This window comes from Leptospira bandrabouensis (assembly GCF_004770905.1).
GTDB classification, from domain to species: domain Bacteria; phylum Spirochaetota; class Leptospiria; order Leptospirales; family Leptospiraceae; genus Leptospira_A; species Leptospira_A bandrabouensis.
In genome coordinates this window covers 1,269,261-1,287,385 of record NZ_RQHT01000014.1, presented here as the reverse complement: position 1 = coordinate 1,287,385, position 18,125 = coordinate 1,269,261, and the positions used below count along the sequence as shown (strand labels likewise).

Here is an 18,125-nt window from a genome sequence, read left to right as displayed (position 1 = left end):
GGGGACTTGTCTCGTTTTCCGATACTTGTACTAGGTGCTTCCATTGAAACTACGAATCCTTCTCCTTACGGCAATCTTTTTATCAAACTTTGCTTCGATGTTCGCATCCGACTCCCTTATCCCCAAACAAGAATTTGGAATCGAAGAAGGTCAATTGCCAGAAGACGTGGCCACCTTTCCCGAATTAAAAACATGGGCCCTCTACCAATCCTATGAGTTAGAACCAGATGCACCTCACTTAGGACTCCAAGATTATATTTGCCGAATGGTACCTGAAACTGGACTCCCATTCTTATTAGAAAAACAGGTGGTCTCTAAATCGACAGTTTACCTGTATTTGGATCTCACTCGGTATCGTCCCCTAAAGGGTTCCAAATTCAAACCAAGGAAACTAAACATTGTTGTGAATGGAAGGCCCAAAATTTCTGTATATGTGGATCGAAACCAGAGTTTCACCAATCCTGTAGAAATTCCTTTAGAACCTTCCGAATACCCAAATGGAAAGATTTACGTTGATTTAGTGCCTAGTCACAACTCACTTGGGAGGTTTTGGGGGATTTGGGATGCTTTTATCTTAGAAAATCGACTAGAAACGCGAGACTAAAACGAAATACTAAACTGCGTATTTTTCGCGGTATTCGTCTTCGCCAATGGTTTGGAAGTAACTGGTAAGTCCTGCCACTTTAAAAACCTTTTCAATCGCTGGTTTCATATTGGCGATGGAGAACTTTCCCTTGAGTTCCTGGACATAATTCAGCTGCTTGATGAGCATGCCAATTCCAGAGGAATCAATATAATTGAGTTTCTCTAAATTGATGATGACGTGCAGATTTTCAGTGGGTTGGCTCGGAACATTGGTTTCCAGGAAGTTTTTAAAATCCAGGGAAGTATAAATGTCCAAACTTCCAGAAATGCTGATCACATAAGCGTCGGCATTTTTTTTCAGATTGATTTCCATAGAAGACCTACCGCTAGGCTCGGGTTTTTGCGTTTTTTATCAACCTTATTTTTAACAAATTAATGATTTCATTTCAAAAGTCGAAAATATATATAGAGTCTACTACTTGGGAGTTCGTATGCGTATCTCGTTTGTCCTAATTTTATCCTTCCTACTCACCGTTGGCCTTTTTGCCGCGGATGAAAAAAATGAACCTGTTAGCCAAGCAGATTCTAAAAAGTTAAATCCAGATGGAAGTATCGCTCTCATCCCGTACAATGCGAAACAACAACAAAAGATCGAAAGAATTGGTAAAGAAGTGGATGATTACCACGCTGTGATCAATGAAAAGGTTAAGTTCCTTAGTTTCGAAAAAAAAATCAAAGACAGTCGTTATGGTCAAGTGACCAATGCAAGGGAAATCCACCTTCCATTTGAACCACGTTATGTATTACATAGCCGTTTTGTGATGAAGTTGAAAGGTGGCGGTGGAGCAGAAGGTGGTGGATTCTCTTTAGATGAAATTTCTTTTTGGTCCAGAAAATCGCTAAGTGAAAAAGGAAAAGATCCTGTCACTACTTACCGTGAATTAAAAAATAATACAAGCGGTGGAGTCAAAGGACTTACACTTTCGGTTCGTACTGTTACTAATGCTGACGACAATACCTTAAATTTTGAGTTAGAAAAAATCCAAAGTCCTTGGGAACGTCTACGATTAGCAACCGCTTACCGCGACAGACTCCGCGAAGTAGCAAGAACCATCGACAGATACATCCAAGCAAAAGGGAGTTTAGAAACTAGAATGGTTTCTGAATCGATATTGGAAGTTTCAGTCAGCGGAGATTTCCAAGAACCATAAACCAATGAGGGTGGAATGAGTTTATCCATACCACCAGAACCTACCAACCTTTACGAAGTCCTAGAGATTCCTTTTGGTGCCACGACGGAAGAGATTAAATCCTCTTTCCGTCATTTGGTCAAACAATTCCATCCGGACAATCCGCACACAGGATCTTATTCAAAATTCCAAAACCTCTATTTTGCTTACCAAACCTTAACGGGTGAAGGACGAAAACGTTACGATGAAGAATTTAGGAAAAACTATGCTCGTGAATTTTTAAAACGCAAATTAGAAGAACATCCCTTTGTACTTCCAGTCTCTCGTGTTCGATTCACTACCGGAATTTTAGAGCTCGCCAAACGGGGATTAATGAGGAAAGGTTTTCGTAACAAAGATAGACGTAAAGTTACAGGAATCGATTACGATTTGATCATTGATTTAAAAGAATCAGAAATCATACGACCAGTGATTGCTGTCATCCCCTTAACGGTAAGAATAGTCTGTCGGGATTGTATGGGTGGTGACCCGCATTGTCCTGCTTGCAATGGACGAGGCAGTTACAAAGGTTACAGGAATCTAAAGGTCGAATTTCCCAAATCGGCCCTAGTCCAGGGAAAGGTTTTTGAATTTGATCTTTCCAAATTCCGCCCCGATTCTTTTACCCATTTTAAGAAAAAATACCTCCGCGTGAAACTCTTAATACACAAAAATATCCCTTTACGAGCAAAGAGTACTGTCTAAAAAGGAAATCGATGGAGAAGATTCCTCAAGTTCTATTTGTAAACCCCCTCTATAAGGAAAAAATCTGGGGAGGAAGAAAACTCGAAACTTCTCTTGGTCGTAAAATTCCAGAAGGATCCATTGGGGAATCCTGGGAAGTTTCAGTTTACGGATCGGACATTTCTCCTATCAAAAATAAAGAGTTTGAGAATACCCCACTAACAGAACTTATCCGAAAAGCACCAGATCAAGTTCTCGGAAAACCATTTGCCAAATCTGGATTACCATTACTCGTAAAAGTCATAGACGCCAAAGAAAAACTTTCCGTCCAAGTCCATCCCGATGACGATTATGCACTCAAATATGATCCCAAATCGAATGGAAAAAAGGAATGTTGGTACGTTTTAAGCGCTGATCCCGGAGCAGAACTTGTAGTTGGTTTTGATACCCACACAAACCGAGAAGAATACGAAACTTTAGTAAAACAAAATTTAGGAGAGACTGTACTACGTAAATGGAAAGTCAAACCAGGTGATGTATTCCTTCTAAACCCAGGAACCATTCATGCGATAGGTGGTGGTGTTTTACTATTGGAAGTACAACAGTCCTCAGATTCCACGTACAGAGTGTACGATTATGGACGATTGGGGGATGATGGAAATCCAAGAGAACTACATTTAGAAAAAGCTCTCGCTGTTTTAAATTTTCAAAAATCAGATGGTTCCGAAAAACAAATAAAACAACTCATCACATACCATCCTTTTCCAAGATATCTTTTTACTTCCAATGATAAATTTCGATTGGAATCTTGGGAGTTCAACCAGGCGCAGAATTTCACCTTTTCAAAATTAGGTGACCCTGTGACTTTCGGAATTTTTTATACCATTTCTGGTTCTATTTACTTTCCTGAATTCCAAAAACTCGTGGGACCGAATGAAACATTTATGGTAACCGCATCTGGGTTTTTGGAAACTATCTCAGCCTATGCAGAAACCGGTACAAAGTTAGCTTTTATGTCTGCTGGTTCTGATACTGTAAAATATCAATCACTGCCCTATTGACATTTTAATAGAATCGGTATAATAGATGCCAGAGAGGAATCTATGAAAAAAATTATTTCCCTATTACTCGTGTTAGCATCTACATCCGTATTTGCTTTATCTGACTTGGAAAATTTGATGATTAAAGAAGCAAATTCTCCAGAAAGTAAACAAGCTGCACGTTCTTATCTCAATGCGATGGCAAAAGAGAAAGAAGCAAGTGCCAAAAGACACGAAAAAATGGCGGGTAACAAAGGTGGAAAAGCAATCAGCGAAGCAAAGTTTAAAGAACATTGCCTAACACTTGCAAAAGAATTTCGTGCAGAAGCGGAAGAATACAAAAAAGCAGCCGACGATATTAAATAAAACCTAAACTTTCACTTTTAAGTGGGCAAAGGAATTCGATCTGTTTCCCCTGGAACTTTCGGAAATTCATCTTTTGCCCATCTTTCCTTTGCTCTTTCTATGTTTTCTTGTTTTGTCGAAACAAAGTTCCAAAATATATTTCTTTTTTCCGTAAGTGGTTCCCCACCGAGTAAAATCAAACGACTGTTTTGTTTGGCTTTAAAAGATACAGAAGTTCCCTTTTCAAATAATACCATAGAACCTACTGCATAAGATTCACCGTTGGATTCGATCGCACCACGAGACACATAAAGTCCCGCTTCTTCTTTATCAGTTAGATCCCAATGGACAAGATCTGCACTTTGTTTGATTTCTATGTCAGCATAAAATAAGGGTGAATGCACAGTCGCAGGAGAACGTAATCCAAGGTAACTTCCACCTAACAAACGAAAGACCAAACCATCTTTCGTTAAAACCGGAATTTCCTGTTCCGAAAAATGTTCAAAACTTGGTTCTATCTCTTCTTTATCTGCAGGCAAAGCAATCCAGGTTTGGATGCCTTCCAATATTTCATATTTTGGATCAAATTTAGAGCGTTCACTGTGTACGATTCCTGAACCTGCTACCATCCAATTGGTTTCATTTGGGCGAATGTCCATTTCCACTTTTAAACTATCTCTGTGAGTGATGACCCCATCATATAAAAAAGTGATGGTAGCAAGACCTATATGCGGATGCGCACGAACTACTAGTTCTTCACCAGTCACGACAGGTACAGGACCAAAGTGGTCAAAAAAAACAAAGGGGCCTACCGAACGTTTCTCCATCGCAGGAAGAACACGACGGATGATAAAATTGGCACCTAAGTCTTTTGAGTGTCCAACAAGAGATTTTGTCATTTGCGATTAGACTTCTTTACCTTTGGTTTTGGTTTGGATATTTTCTTTTTAGTCGTTGGTTTTTGTTTGGTGACTGGTTTGGTAGATTTCGTTCCAGAAGTTTTGGATTCTTCCACCTTACCCACAAAAAGACCAATGGCTTCTTTGCCTTGGGTCCAATGGGCTTTGTTTCGTGCATTAAAATAAAGGATAAAGATTTTTTCGGTTTCCGAATACTTCACATCGCAAGCATATACATGGCTTGCTTTCCATCCTCTTCCAGTAGGGCCAAGGATGGGAGTATGGTTGATGCGATCAAAATTGATCCCATCCTCACTTTGTAAAAAGAGAATGGCCGAACAGGATTCCTTTCTCACAGGATTCCAAAAAATTCCATTTTGAAATCCAAGGTATCTACCTTTCCATTCAATCACTTTGATGGAACCTGCCCCCAAGTTACAAAATGGATCCATCTCATTTGGTGAAATTATGGGATCAGAAAAATAGGAAAACGGTCCCAGTGGCGAGTCTGCTTCAGCAACCGTGATATGTTTTGGTTCACAAAATCCACAGTCAGGGATAAAAACTAGAGACGAAGAAAAGTACATTCTGTACTTTTTCCCAAACTTCACCAAACAAGGATTACTCACCGATTCTCCATATTTTGAATCTTTATGAAAGGAAAATTTTGGTATAATGACTGTTTTTGGTGAGGACCAAGATTTTAAATCTTTACTGGTTCTGACTTCGATATGTGACTTCCATTTCCGAAAAGGAAACCAAGACATAAGGACATGAAGGAATTTGTATTTTTCGTAATATAAATAATAAGTTCCCGCATCCAAAAAGATAAAAGGACGCATGGCATTCCATACTACGGTTTTTCTTTTTTTCCAATGGATACCATCTTCAGAATGGAACTCTTGTACTCCAAAGATATTGTGAGCAAAGAGATGCCAAAGGCCATCAGGACAATTTTCAGGAAATAAAAAACTCGGATCCGCCAAAATGGGAGATGGGAATCCGGGTTTTAAAATGGGATCGTCTTGGTAAAGTTGCCAATAGATATTTTGTTTGTTCAATCGAAATGAGTTTCCTTACTTTTCTAAAACAACTTTTAGGTTGGACAGTCCCTCTTCAAAGTCTTTTCCGATCATTTCTTCAAAATTCATAAAAAGTAACATCAAATTAGATGGATAAGGTATGGATCCATCAAAACCCCAGATCACTTTGGATTTTTTTTGGTCCAAAGATGAAACTTTCATATAACTGCGTTCTGTTCCTTCAAAAGGTTCAAAAAATCTGAGTTCTGTTTCCATCTCTAAGGCATCCGCATTGATCATTTTAATCTCTTGTTCCCCAGTTCCCACATCTTTTTCCAAACTTTCCCAACGTGAAATAAAACCTACAGTACCATCTTGGCCTTTATAAATCTTTTTCATATTAGGATCTTTTTTGGCCCATACACTGTATTGGTCTTGGTTTTTCAACATTCGAATGTACGAAAATACATCTTGGGCTGATTTGTTTATGTCGATGGAACGCTCTACCTGGTATCCTGTTGGTAGGAAGATAGCCACAACTAACGGGATCGCGATGATCCCGATGATTCCTATGGAAATTTTTTTGCCGAGTGTCATAAGTTCAGTATCTTATCTATTTTTTTGATTTAGTCAATTTATTTACCCACGTGGACGTAAATTCCAACTGAAAACAAGCAAGAAGATGGCAATCAATGTGGATCCAAGAATCGCATATAATGCTACATCCCACGAGTAGTTTGTAGCAAGAACGGCAAGACCTTTACCTTGTGCGGTTCTTCCCAATGAGCCAAATAGGCCGATAAAACCTGCAGCTGTTCCCACTGCTTTTTTAGATGTAAAATCCATACCTGCCACACCTAACAACATCACAGGTGGATAGATAAAAAGTCCGATGAGTCCAAACAAAATATAGTCGATAAAAATATTACCAGGGGGATTCCATAAAATTCCGAGAAATGCAAAGAAAATAGGGATAATACATAGTAAACTTACCATTCCCCTTCTACCGTCAAATTTATCAGATACCCAACCCATAAGAATGGTAGAACCAATCCCACCAAATTCTAAAATGAGTGTAGAATATCCACCACCCAAAAGATCCGCTCCTTTGGTTTCTTTAAGGTAAGTAGGTCCCCAATCAATCAAACTATAACGAATGATATAAACAAAAAAATTGATAATTGCAAATAACCAAATGTATTTGTTCATAAGAACTTGCTCAACAATCAATTGTTTAGTGGTAAGTTCAGCTTCGTGGTCTTCTTTTTCTTCTGGTGGATAGTCATTTCTATAAACTTCAATGGGAGGAAGTCCTTCGGATTGGGGAGTGTCTACAAGTCGAATGTATAAATACACGGATCCAACAAGGGCAATGATCCCTGGAACAAAGAAAGCGTATTGCCATCCGAACTGCGCTGCCGAATGAGAAGCAACAACTCCAACAATACCTCCTCCAATATTATGTGCAATATTCCAAAATGCAAACGTAGTACCTCGTTCTCTTACCGAATACCAATGTCCAAGGGAACGTCCGCAAGGTGGCCAACCCATTCCTTGTACAAGACCGTTAGCACCCCATAAAAAAAGATGAATCCAATAATGATTCGCAAATCCAAATGAAAAATTCAAAATGGCTGTAAGAAACAAACCAACAGCCATAAACTTTCTTGGATTGGACCTATCGGAGAGTGCTCCCATTAAAAATTTTCCAATCCCATAAGTGATGGCAGTAACTGCGAGGATGTCACCTATCTCTGTTTTCGAATAAGATAACGCTTCTCCAATTTCTTTAGAAACTGGTGAGAAGTTATTTCGAGTTAAGTAGTAGGTCGTATAACCAAGAAAAGTCGATTCCAAAACTCGAAACCGAAATTTCGGATATAGAGTTTGGATTTCTTTTTCAGATTTTTGGGGTATGGGCGTAGCAGGAGCGAACCATAGGCGAATGGTTTGTAACATAGACTAGGAAGATGTAAGTCTAAGGGGAAGGAGTCAAGTCGATTCTCATGAATACAAATATACGAAACGGTTTTATTGATACTGTGGGGAACACCCCACTCATTCGCATTCACTCCCTAAGCGAAGAAACAGGTTGTGAAATTTTAGGCAAAGCTGAGTTTTTAAATCCAGGTGGGTCTGTCAAAGATAGAGCTGCCTTATACATCATCGAAGACGCCGAAAAAAAAGGATTCCTAAAACCTGGTGGCACGGTTGTCGAAGGGACTGCGGGTAATACCGGAATTGGACTCACCCATATCTGTAATGCAAAAGGTTACAAATCTGTCATCGTCATCCCAGAAACACAGTCGAAAGAAAAAATTGAAATGCTACGCACGTTAGGTGCCGATGTGACTCTAGTCCCTGCGGTTCCTTATTCCGATCCAGGAAATTATGTACGAGTGTCAGAACGGATTGCCAATGAGACTCCCAATTCCGTTTGGGCCAACCAATTTGATAATTTAGCCAATCGGAACGCCCACTTCGAAACTACAGGTCCCGAAATTTGGGAACAAACCCAAGGAAAAATTGATGTTTGGACCACCTCCCTAGGTACCGGCGGAACCTATGCAGGAACGGGACTTTTTTTCAAATCCAAAAATCCGAATATCAAATGCATTGTGGCTGACCCTTATGGTTCCGGAATTTATTCTTTTGTCAAAACTGGACAGATCAGCATCGAAGGATCTTCCATCACAGAAGGGATTGGGCAAGGTCGGATCACCAAAAATATGGAAGGGATGCCTGCCGATGATGCGGTTCGTATCCATGACAAAGAAGCCCTAAGAATTTTGAATTTGGTTTTAAAAAAAGATGGTTTGTTTATGGGCGGAAGTGTGGGGATCAACTTGGCTGCAGCTTACCAAATTGCCAAAGATCTAGGCCCAGGACATACCATCGTGACCGTGTTATGTGACAGTGGAGCCAAATACCAGTCCAAAATTTACAATGAAGAGTTTTTGGCTTCAAAAGGTCTCCTTTAAACCAAACAGGAGTTTGTTATTAGAAGGATTTTAAATGAAACTCCTTCTCAATAGTACTTTCTAGGGATCTCGGTATGTACTAGTTTGAGAAAATTTAATCTCGTAATAGAAACATAAAGAAAGAAATTATCTGGACTTTATGGATTGTTGATTTTTACTTTTCGAAAATGAAAAGAGGTAAGAATATTCGGAAATTCTTATCCTGATCATCTTTATTTTATGAGACATATACAAAAAACCATTCTCTATTTGATCCTATTGCCGCTGTTTGGTTGTCAATTTCCAAAAATCAGCAGATCATTTTTAGAAACCCTTTCTACCATTCGTTTTTTACAAGCAAACAATCTTTCTTACACTGTCTCTTTTCGTGTTTCTGGTCTTTTGGGATCAGGACTTCAAATCGAAAATAATGGAGATATTGTCAATGTCACCGCCAACCAAACATATACATTTTCAAAAAAAATTCCTTCTGGTTCCCCTTACAACGTAACTGTTAAAACTTCCCCATCTTCTCCTACCCAAAAATGTATAGTTTCTTCCGGATCAGGAATCGTTCAGAATGGAAATATTGAAGGCATTCAAATTGTTTGTGGGGATGCACTTTATCTCATTCAAGGAACAGTCACGGGTCTATTAGGCAATGGATTACAAATTCAAAATGTGACTGGCTCTGGCACAGATGTGATCAATGTCAACTCTACCAATTTTTCGTTACCACCCATTCCATCTGGTGAAACTTATAATTTCAATATCATAAACCAACCTACAAGTCCAAGTCAAACTTGTTCGATTACTTCTCCCGGCGTTACATCGGGAACGATGGCTGCATCCAATTTACCAGCAACGATTAATTGTATCACCAATTCCTTTGTTGTGAATGCGCAAGTGACAGGTATCCTTGGAACACTAGGTGCCGGAAACGAACTGAAACTTACGTTAGATAGTTCGAATACGATTAACGTAACTGGTGATGGTACCTTCCCTTTTCCTGGCACTTATTTAAGCGGAGGAACATTTTCCATTTCCGTTGACAATCCAGGGGGAATCATTACAACCGGGGTATGTACTTTAAGTTCAGGAACGATTACAGTAGCCAATAGTAATTATACCATCCCAGTAAATTGTAGTAATGCATTTCTCATCAGTGGAACCGTTTCCAGTCCTGGGGGAACGACAACGAGTATCATCAGTGGTTCCGTCACATTGGATTTGATCAATACTGGTGGAACACCATTTGTAACACAACAAACCGTTGTTAATGCAGGAACCACCAATTTTTCGTTCCCTTCAACCATACCTGGAGGTTCGGACTATCAGATTGTCGTTTCAAGTTCAGCGCCTAATCAAATATGTACGATGACAGCAGGAGCCACTCACACAGGCACAACATCAGACCAAGGTTCTGCGATTGTAAATTGTAGTTTACCAACACCTAGTTTTTCTCCCGTCACTGGGACTGTATTTAATGATGATGGAACGGTCACACTTTCCACTCTGATTCCTGGATCAGAATACCGTTATACGTTAGGCAATGGAGGACAAGTCGATCCCACTTGTGCCACTGGAACCATAACAACAAACACTGCCACCATCGCCGATACCAACCAAGCGGTCATTAAGGCCATCCATTGTAAAGTAGGATGGACTGAGTCTACTGTTCAAACTTCAACATACACCTTGAAGGTAGCAACACCAACTCCAAGTTTGGCGACAGGTTCACAAATGAATTCAGGGGATTCGGTTAGTTTTTCTACAACTACTACAGGTTCCACATGGGTTTGTAAAGATAGCGCTGCCGGAACTCCTGCGGATCCTGTTTGTGGGGCTACAGCAAGCACTTGTTCATCGGGGACAGCTGGTAATTATGTATTTCCAACCCCTGGTTCTTCTCAAAATGTCAAAGTCAGAATGTGCAAGGAAAACTATATAGGAAGCGACATTTTAAGTTTAAATTACCAACCAAATGTGTATACGGTTGGTGGAACGATTAATTTATTAACTATACCTTTTGGTCTGAATACTTTTGTTTTACAAAACAATGCTTCCGATGATTTAATCATTGCCGGAAATGGGACTTTTACCTTCAACACTGCCCTACCCACTGGCACGAACTATGCAGTGACAGTCCTTTCTGGTCCTCAAAATCCTTGGCAAACTTGTAGTGTCACAGGCGGAAATGGAACTGTTTCCACAACAGCAATCACCAATATAGACATTAGCTGTTCGGTTAACAACTATTCCATGAGTGGAAATATCACAAGCACAGTGGCACTGCCAGCTGGACTCACCGTTACCAATGGAATTGATTCCATCAATGTTCCGGGTGGGGCCACAACCACTCCCATTTCCTTTTCCACACCTATTGCCAGTGGTACAAATTATGATATTTCTATCACTGCAGAGCCTCAAGGATATGTTTGTGCCATCCAATCCAATTATTCAGGAACCGTACTCGGAACTAACATTACGAATGTTGCGGTCAACTGTGTCGCTGGGTATAGATATGCAAATACGATTACAGCTAAAAAACCGGCTCCATTACAGATCCATTATTATCGTGGTTTAGTGGGCACTGCCGCTGGGCAAGCAGGTGCTGGTTCGGCAGATGCCATTGGAACTTCTGCATCCTTCTCAAACATTCGTGGTGTCACCTTTGATGGAACGAAAGGTTACATTGCTGATTATGGAAATCATAAAATTCGAATTTTTAATCCAACGACCAGTGCCGTCAGTACACTTGTCGGAGATGGTACTATTGGAAATACTGCCGGGTCTGGTTCTGTCAGCGCACTCAATGGTCCAAGAGGAATCACTACAGACGGAACCTATCTCTATGTCGCCGAAATAGACGGAAATAGAATCAAAAGAACACTCATTAGCACAGGTTATACGGAAACTTTCGCAGGAGACAACTCAACTGTGACTCCATCGAATGGAAATGTGGATTCGACAGATCCTCTACTTGCAAGATTTGGAAATCCTGCGGGAATTGTGTTCGATGATGAGAAATTATATATTACAGAAAGGGGAAATTCTGCCATTCGAGTCATTAAACTGAGAACTAGGGAAGTTTCCACACTTAGCATCGGTGGTGATTTAAACCAACCTGAAGGTCTCACTGTTGTAGGCGATTACATTTACGCAGTGAACATTGGTACTCATAATATCACCAAAACACATAAAGTAACAGGGGTCACCACAGTCTTTGCCGGAAGTTCAACAGTAGGTTTTGTTGATGGAGTGGGGACAAATGCCAGTTTTAATATGCCCCATGGAATTACCCATGATGGAACATTTTTATATGTAGCAGATTATGGCAACCATCGCATAAGACGTGTTCATATAGAGACTGGTGAAGTCATCACAATCGCAGGCTCTGGCGGCACTGGCCTCACAAATGGAGAAGGAGTCAATGCTTCTCTAAATGCTCCAATGTACATAGCCAATATTGGTAACATTCTCGTTGTGGGAACCGCTCATGCACTAAGGACCATTAACTCCTCTGGGCTTACCACATACTTTCCGTTAAATGGTTCGTCATCTAATTTACTAAATAACCAAACCTTAACTGCCGTAGGAAGTCCAGGATTTGGATTGGGTCGATATGGAGAGACAAATGGTTCTGCCGCACTTTCTACGGGCAATGCAGCCACTGCCCCATCTCCATCTGCAGCCCCAAACAAAATCACAATGTCAGCTTGGATTCTCTGGGATGGAACCAATCCAAGTCTTGCCAAAGTCATAGCCTATAATGGATTACCAGGTTCGGATGGGTATGGACTCTTTATTTCATCAGAAAGCCAACTAGGAATCCTAAGAGGAGGGTATCTCCCCGATCCCGTCCATATCAATATCATTCCAGACAAATGGACTCATGTCGCGATGACAATCGATGACAATAATGTTTATCGTATCTATATGAACGGTAACCTCGTATTTCAAAAACCTTTGGCGACTAACTCACCTACAGGCGATTTATCCATTGGAGTGGCCGCTTCAGCCAATTATTTTCCTGGTAGGATTGCTGATTTTCGTTTTTATTCAAGAATCTTAAATGAAGCAGAAATCAATGACCTTGCTCACAGTGCCGATGCAAGTCTTGTGGGAAATTCTTATGCCTCACGTCCGATCCAACTCCTAATGCAATATGAGATGAATGGGAATTTAGACCCAAGAGGTCCGCTAGGCATTACCTTAACGCAGTATGGAGGTATGACTAGTTTTGCTCCAGGTAGAGACAAAAGTGCAAACTCAAGTATCCGATTCGTATCAGGTAACTTCGGTTTTGCGAATGGACCAGAAACTGGTTTGCCTATGGGAAAACAACCTCGAAGCGTTTGCGCTTGGGTTCATCCAGAACGATATCCAATCAATACAAATGAGAACTCCCCTATTTTTTCTTACGGAGCAGCCGGAGCAAGTACGGAATTTATTCTTTCCTTATTTAAAAATGCGGGTGGCTCTAACGTCATTCGATTTGGCGGTTTGGGAGCGGGGGAAGTATCTTCCCTATATTCAGTCCCTTTAAACCAGTGGTCTCATATTTGCGGAACCTTTGATGGTTCCGTCGGAATCGTTTATCACAATGGATCGGTCATTGCTGGTCCATTGACCATAGGAAGTTCTGTCACAACCACACCAGGCAGTGGAATCTATGTTGGAAAAATGGTTTCTGATAATTCTTATTTTGCCGGTAAAATAGCAGACGTCCGAATTTATTCCAAAGCACTCGATCCAAAGGAGATTCGATACATCTCTGCGCAAATCCCCGTTGGTCTTGTGGCTCGTTTTGATTTTAGTAATGGCTTCCAAGATGTAAGTGGAATGGGAAACCAAGTCACCAATATGGGTGTTGGTCTCACTACCGATCGTTTCGGGAATGGTGCAAGTGCCATTAGTACTAACGGAACGAATTATTTATCAGTGTCCACTACTGATACACAATTACCAAGTGCTAATAAACCAAGAACCGTTTGTGTTCACTACAAATCACCACTGACCAATCCAGGAACCATTGTTAGTTACGGAATGTCCAGTTTAAATCGTTTAACTTCTTTGGGATCGGGAGCCGCAGGAAGTAAATATTTATTTGCTGGATATGGAAATGATGTAGAAGGTCTATATTACAATCATGAAAACACATGGCACCAACTTTGTGGGGTTTTTCATGGACCAGCTAATAGTAACTATGCGACGTTATATGACAATGGAGTTTTACTTCAATCAGAGGTCAAAAATACTTGGGATAATCTTCCCATTGCATTTACCATTGGAACAAGGACAGATTTGGCTGCAGGATTCACAGGTTCTATTGATGAGGTTTTAATCTATAACCGAGCTTTAAGCACAAATGAAATCCAAGCACTTTCTGGCTATGATCCAAGACAAGTGGCAACCTGGTCTGCAACTTTCCCACTAAGTACTTTGGTTCTTCACCTAAGTGCCGATAGTTTGTCCAACCAAGGAAACTGGACAGATGTTACAACATGGAATGACCGAAGTGGAAATGCTGCATCATTTTTTAATGGAACAGCCGCACCCACATTTAACAATGTCGGTCTCAATGGAAAACCTTCTGTATTTTTTAATGGCGCAAGTTCGCAGTATCTTTACAGAGGTCCTGCCACAGACATTCCGTCCAACGAATCTAGCCTTTTTGTGGCCTTTAGTCGAACCAACACGGCCGACGGCCCATTACTGGAATCAGCATCTGGAGGAGTTTCTTACAACTTCCAAAGCAATCGATTTCATATGACAAAACCAAGTTTTGGAGATGTTGGATATTCCAATCCAATTTTTTCGGGAACTCTCATTCCTTACCTGGCTAATTTCAACCATGTGAGTGGTTTTTCCTTCTTATTTAATTCCAATGTACTCCTTGGTGGAATTACAGTCGATGTTTCACATAGCTTTTCACAAGATAGCATCTATTTGGGAACCAATGAATCTACCTCCAGTTTTTTCTCAGGCCATATCGGTGAAGTTCTTTATTACAAAAAGTTTTTATCACCTGCAGAAAGGACCACTGTCTTTTGTTATTTATCACAAAAGTATAATGTGGATTTGGTGGGAATGGGAACCTATTGTGATTGATTGCGCTTAATTCTAATGAATCTACATGATAAAACAAAAAATTTCTGTTTGCAATCGATATAAAATGAAGATTCGTTTACCACTGGTATTTTTAATTGTTCTTTCTTTTTTACCAAGTTGTTCATCTGAAAACGAAACTCCGAAAATAGAACCGCCTCCACCACCGGCAGTCTCTGTTCCTTTTCCGGAAGCCATGTATGTCCAAAATGGATGTGCTTCCTGTCATGGAATGGGGGGCAATGGACGAGGAACGAGAACTCAGCTGTTATCGAATTCTCGTATTCCTAATTTCCAAGATAAATCCACTTATCTATATGGATCTTCTAAGGAAGCCATTGCCAAAAGCATCAAAAATGGGATTCCGGGAACCTATATGAAAGCATATTCGCATATGCGAAAAACAGAGATTGAGGCTGTGGCTGAATACATCCAAAAAATGCAGAAATAACCTAGTATTTGTTATCTACCTAAGTTCATAAACAAAGTAAACATCTCACAAGCAGATGCAGAACCCAATTCACAGGAATCACTCAATTCTTCCAAAGCCATTGTTATTTCTTCCGATTTTTTTGTTTTTAACCGGTCGAGAGCACTAAGTTCCAATTCTTTTGCTTTAGAAATTTGTTCTTCAAGTAGTTGCCACTTCCAAGGCATAAGTCTTGTACTCCAGGACAAACTGTCCAGAAATTGAGCAATGTCTTTTTCTATTTGCGGATAAACGGACTCATAACAAGTGATTAAAATAGTAAATCCAAATTGATCCTCGGTTGCTGTGATATAGTGTTGCACAACTGTATCTTCTTTATCTTTAAAACTCCCGAACATTCCTAAAAATTTATACACATTTTCAGAATTAGGAATTTTCTGTAAGGTGAAATTTTTACGAATATTGGTAATCATACTAAATCGTCTAGACTCAGCATGAAAGAGAATCGGATGGAGTGGCATTTTATTTTCTGATTCTTTAAAAAGGATCACAAGCGCGGGAATGATTTCTCGACCCGATTCTTCTTTTAATGGCAAAGTTTTGAAATGATCAAACTTTGTTGTGATTCCATTGGATCTACGTTCAGTAAGAAACCACTTCGAAGGAAGATCAAATGAAATACAATTGGTTTGAAAACAGGAGCTCCAACGAGTTGGATTGGTTTCTGCGAAAAGATTTGTTGTCATCAACAAAACAATCGCTATAAACCCAAAAGTCCTAAGACTTGGATTCATACTTGTAACTCTTTTCTGTCTTTAAAGAATTCCAGTGAATTTGGATTGGCAAGTGCGTTTTTGTTTTTCACCTCAAGCCCAGCTACGGTTTGTTTGACGGCAATTTCTACTTTTTTCCCATTCACAGTATAAGGGATTTCTGGAACTGAAAGTATTAAAGCTGGAACATGTCTCGGAGAAGTTTCCAATTTGATACGATCTTTAATTTTTTTAATTAAAGATTCGTCTAGAGTGACTCCCGGCGCCGTAACCACAAACAAAACCACACGCACATCGTCCTTATACTCTTGGCCAATGATCACACTGTCCTTCACTTCAGGAATGGTAGAAACTACAGAGTAAATATCAGCAGTCCCAATCCGCACACCACCTGGGTTTAAAGTGGCATCCGACCTACCATAAATCACCAAACCATTTTCTGCTGTGATCGAGGCAAAATCTCCATGACACCAAATATTATCATAGGTTTCAAAATAAGCGGATTTGTATTTTGCACCCGATTCATCATTCCAAAAGAAAAGAGGCATAGAAGGAAAAGGGGTTGGACAAACTAATTCCCCTTTTTGGTTCATAACGGACTTACCCATGTCATCAAATACTTGCACATCCATTCCAAGGCCTTTACATTGAATTTGACCTTCAAACACTGGTAAGTTGGGATTTCCTAAAGCAAAACATCCGTTTAAGTCGGTTCCACCAGATATAGAAGACAATTGTACATCTTTCTTTATATTTTCATAAACATAACGAAACCCAGAGTTTGGTAATGGTGAACCAGTCGAAAGGATGACTTTTAATTCAAGTAAATGGTATTTGGACTGGATCGATATTTTTTCTTCTTCTAAAACAGAAAGGTATTTAGCACTGGTTCCAAACACCTTAATCGATTCTTTCTCAGCCATAGACCAAAGAGTTTCCCAAGATGGGTGGAAAGGATTTCCATCAAATTGATAAAGTGTTGCGCCTAAAGCCAAAACAGACTGGGACCAATTCCACATCATCCATCCGCAAGTTGTATAATAAAAAAATCGATCATGTTTCGATACATTACAATGTAACGAAAGTTCTTTGGTATGATTGAGTAAAACTCCCCCTCCTTGCACAATACATTTGGGTAGACCTGTTGTCCCTGAGGAAAACATAATATAAACCGGATCGGAAAAAGATATGGAGGTGTAAGATATTGTATCCGAAGAATTCACAGCAGTAATATCTGCGTATCTATAAGGTAATTGTATTTTTCCAAAATCTTTTATTGGTTCTACAAAATCATAAATCAAAGTTTGTTTGAACTCGGAGTGGTTGGTATTTTTTAATTGAAGAGAAACTTCTTCTAATTTATCAGTGATCGAAATCTTTTTACCTTTAAATAAATAAGATTCTACAGAGATCAAAACCTTTGGATTAATTTGTTCAAATCGGTCTAAAATTCCTCGAACACCAAAATCAGGTGATGCACTTGACCAAATAGCACCTAACGAAGTAGTTGCCAACATTCCAATTGTGGATATTGGTGCATTTGGAACCAGTCCAACCACTCGATCACCTTTTTTAACACCAAGCGATATCAAATGTTTCTGTAATTTTAAAACTTCATTTTTAAGTTCTGTATAGTTTAACTTTTGTATTTTTCCATCCTCGGAATAAAACACCAAAGCCAAATCGTTCGGATTCCCCACTTCTAATAAATTCTCAGCAAAATTATACAATGCACCAGGAAACCAATTCGACTTTGAAAAATGGTGACCCAATTCTATTGTTTTTTCTGGTTCTTTATGTAACTTAAATTCAGAGTATGTTAACCACTCTTTCCAAAATGATTCGTATTCATCCACAGAATACTTATGGAAAGAAACATAATCTGAAAATGATTTTCCAAACTTGGATTCTAGATGGCCTGAAAAACGGGAAAGGTTCGTATCTTTTGAATGAGGTGTCCAAAGTATATTTTGAGTCGCCATGAAGACTGATCTTCCTGGGTTTGATTTTTGAGGCAAGTATGATTGTGTAAAATGACTGGTAGAAA

At 39.7% G+C, this 18,125-nt stretch carries 15 protein-coding genes; 8 read left to right on the top strand and 7 right to left on the bottom strand.

Features of this window, described 5'->3' with window-relative positions; all coding sequences use genetic code 11:
- Positions 1 to 34: 34 nt before the first annotated feature.
- Positions 35 to 604 (top strand): LIC10729 family protein, encoded by a 570-nt coding sequence (locus EHR07_RS13330; protein ID WP_244288944.1) that lies wholly within the window; start codon positions 35 to 37, stop codon positions 602 to 604.
- A gap of 9 nt (positions 605 to 613) precedes the next feature.
- On the opposite strand, the gene EHR07_RS13325 is transcribed toward EHR07_RS13330, so the two are convergent.
- Positions 614 to 958 carry an STAS domain-containing protein gene (locus EHR07_RS13325; protein ID WP_002973307.1) on the bottom strand — a complete coding sequence of 115 codons (345 nt, stop codon included), beginning with the start codon at positions 956 to 958 and terminating at the stop codon, positions 614 to 616.
- Between the two features lie 118 nt (positions 959 to 1,076).
- Here EHR07_RS13325 and EHR07_RS13320 point away from each other — a divergent pair, with 118 nt between their 5' ends.
- Genes EHR07_RS13320 through EHR07_RS13305 form a run of 4 tightly spaced genes read left to right on the top strand, consistent with a single transcriptional unit; the run spans position 1,077 to position 3,904 of the window.
- A complete protein-coding gene (locus EHR07_RS13320; protein WP_135745516.1) occupies positions 1,077 to 1,796 on the top strand; it encodes an LIC_12936 family protein in 720 nt (239 codons plus the stop codon).
- A gap of 15 nt (positions 1,797 to 1,811) precedes the next feature.
- Positions 1,812 to 2,519 carry a DnaJ domain-containing protein gene (locus tag EHR07_RS13315; protein ID WP_135745515.1) on the top strand — a complete coding sequence of 236 codons (708 nt, stop codon included), beginning with the start codon at positions 1,812 to 1,814 and terminating at the stop codon, positions 2,517 to 2,519.
- 11 nt (positions 2,520 to 2,530) lie between these two features.
- On the top strand, positions 2,531 to 3,559 hold the full coding sequence (locus tag EHR07_RS13310; protein WP_135745514.1) for a type I phosphomannose isomerase catalytic subunit: 1,029 nt from the start codon (positions 2,531 to 2,533) through the stop codon (positions 3,557 to 3,559).
- 42 nt (positions 3,560 to 3,601) lie between these two features.
- Positions 3,602 to 3,904 carry an LIC_10421 family protein gene (locus EHR07_RS13305; RefSeq protein WP_238735619.1) on the top strand — a complete coding sequence of 101 codons (303 nt, stop codon included), beginning with the start codon at positions 3,602 to 3,604 and terminating at the stop codon, positions 3,902 to 3,904.
- A 17-nt stretch (positions 3,905 to 3,921) separates the two neighbouring features.
- Here the strand turns inward: EHR07_RS13305 and EHR07_RS13300 are convergent, their stop codons facing one another.
- Genes EHR07_RS13300 through EHR07_RS13285 form a run of 4 tightly spaced genes read right to left on the bottom strand, consistent with a single transcriptional unit; the run spans position 3,922 to position 7,763 of the window.
- The gene (locus EHR07_RS13300) at positions 3,922 to 4,782 is read right to left on the bottom strand and encodes a pirin family protein (RefSeq protein WP_135745513.1); all 861 of its coding nucleotides are present in this window, start codon (positions 4,780 to 4,782) and stop codon (positions 3,922 to 3,924) included.
- The gene (locus tag EHR07_RS13295) at positions 4,779 to 5,843 is read right to left on the bottom strand and encodes a glycoside hydrolase family protein (protein WP_135745512.1); all 1,065 of its coding nucleotides are present in this window, start codon (positions 5,841 to 5,843) and stop codon (positions 4,779 to 4,781) included. Before EHR07_RS13295 ends, EHR07_RS13300 begins: the two co-directional genes overlap by 4 nt.
- Before the next feature lie 15 nt (positions 5,844 to 5,858).
- Positions 5,859 to 6,401 (bottom strand): SRPBCC family protein, encoded by a 543-nt coding sequence (locus EHR07_RS13290; RefSeq protein ID WP_135745511.1) that lies wholly within the window; start codon positions 6,399 to 6,401, stop codon positions 5,859 to 5,861.
- Positions 6,402 to 6,443: 42 nt separating this feature from the next.
- Positions 6,444 to 7,763 (bottom strand): MFS transporter, encoded by a 1,320-nt coding sequence (locus tag EHR07_RS13285; RefSeq protein WP_135745510.1) that lies wholly within the window; start codon positions 7,761 to 7,763, stop codon positions 6,444 to 6,446.
- Between the two features lie 47 nt (positions 7,764 to 7,810).
- Here EHR07_RS13285 and EHR07_RS13280 point away from each other — a divergent pair, with 47 nt between their 5' ends.
- The 3 genes from EHR07_RS13280 to EHR07_RS13270 all read left to right on the top strand — a co-directional run bounded on the left by EHR07_RS13280 (position 7,811) and on the right by EHR07_RS13270 (position 15,326).
- The gene (locus EHR07_RS13280) at positions 7,811 to 8,785 is read left to right on the top strand and encodes a cysteine synthase A (RefSeq protein WP_135745509.1); all 975 of its coding nucleotides are present in this window, start codon (positions 7,811 to 7,813) and stop codon (positions 8,783 to 8,785) included.
- Positions 8,786 to 9,004: 219 nt separating this feature from the next.
- Positions 9,005 to 14,878 carry a LamG-like jellyroll fold domain-containing protein gene (locus tag EHR07_RS13275; RefSeq protein WP_135745508.1) on the top strand — a complete coding sequence of 1,958 codons (5,874 nt, stop codon included), beginning with the start codon at positions 9,005 to 9,007 and terminating at the stop codon, positions 14,876 to 14,878.
- A 25-nt stretch (positions 14,879 to 14,903) separates the two neighbouring features.
- A complete protein-coding gene (locus tag EHR07_RS13270) occupies positions 14,904 to 15,326 on the top strand; it encodes a c-type cytochrome (RefSeq protein WP_238776786.1) in 423 nt (140 codons plus the stop codon).
- An 11-nt stretch (positions 15,327 to 15,337) separates the two neighbouring features.
- On the opposite strand, the gene EHR07_RS13265 is transcribed toward EHR07_RS13270, so the two are convergent.
- Positions 15,338 to 16,099 (bottom strand): hypothetical protein, encoded by a 762-nt coding sequence (locus tag EHR07_RS13265; RefSeq protein WP_135745507.1) that lies wholly within the window; start codon positions 16,097 to 16,099, stop codon positions 15,338 to 15,340.
- Entirely contained in the window at positions 16,096 to 18,060 is a 1,965-nt protein-coding gene (locus EHR07_RS13260) for an acetoacetate--CoA ligase (protein WP_135745506.1), read from the bottom strand. The genes EHR07_RS13265 and EHR07_RS13260 overlap by 4 nt, the downstream gene beginning before the upstream one ends.
- Between the last annotated feature and the right edge of the window lie 65 nt (positions 18,061 to 18,125).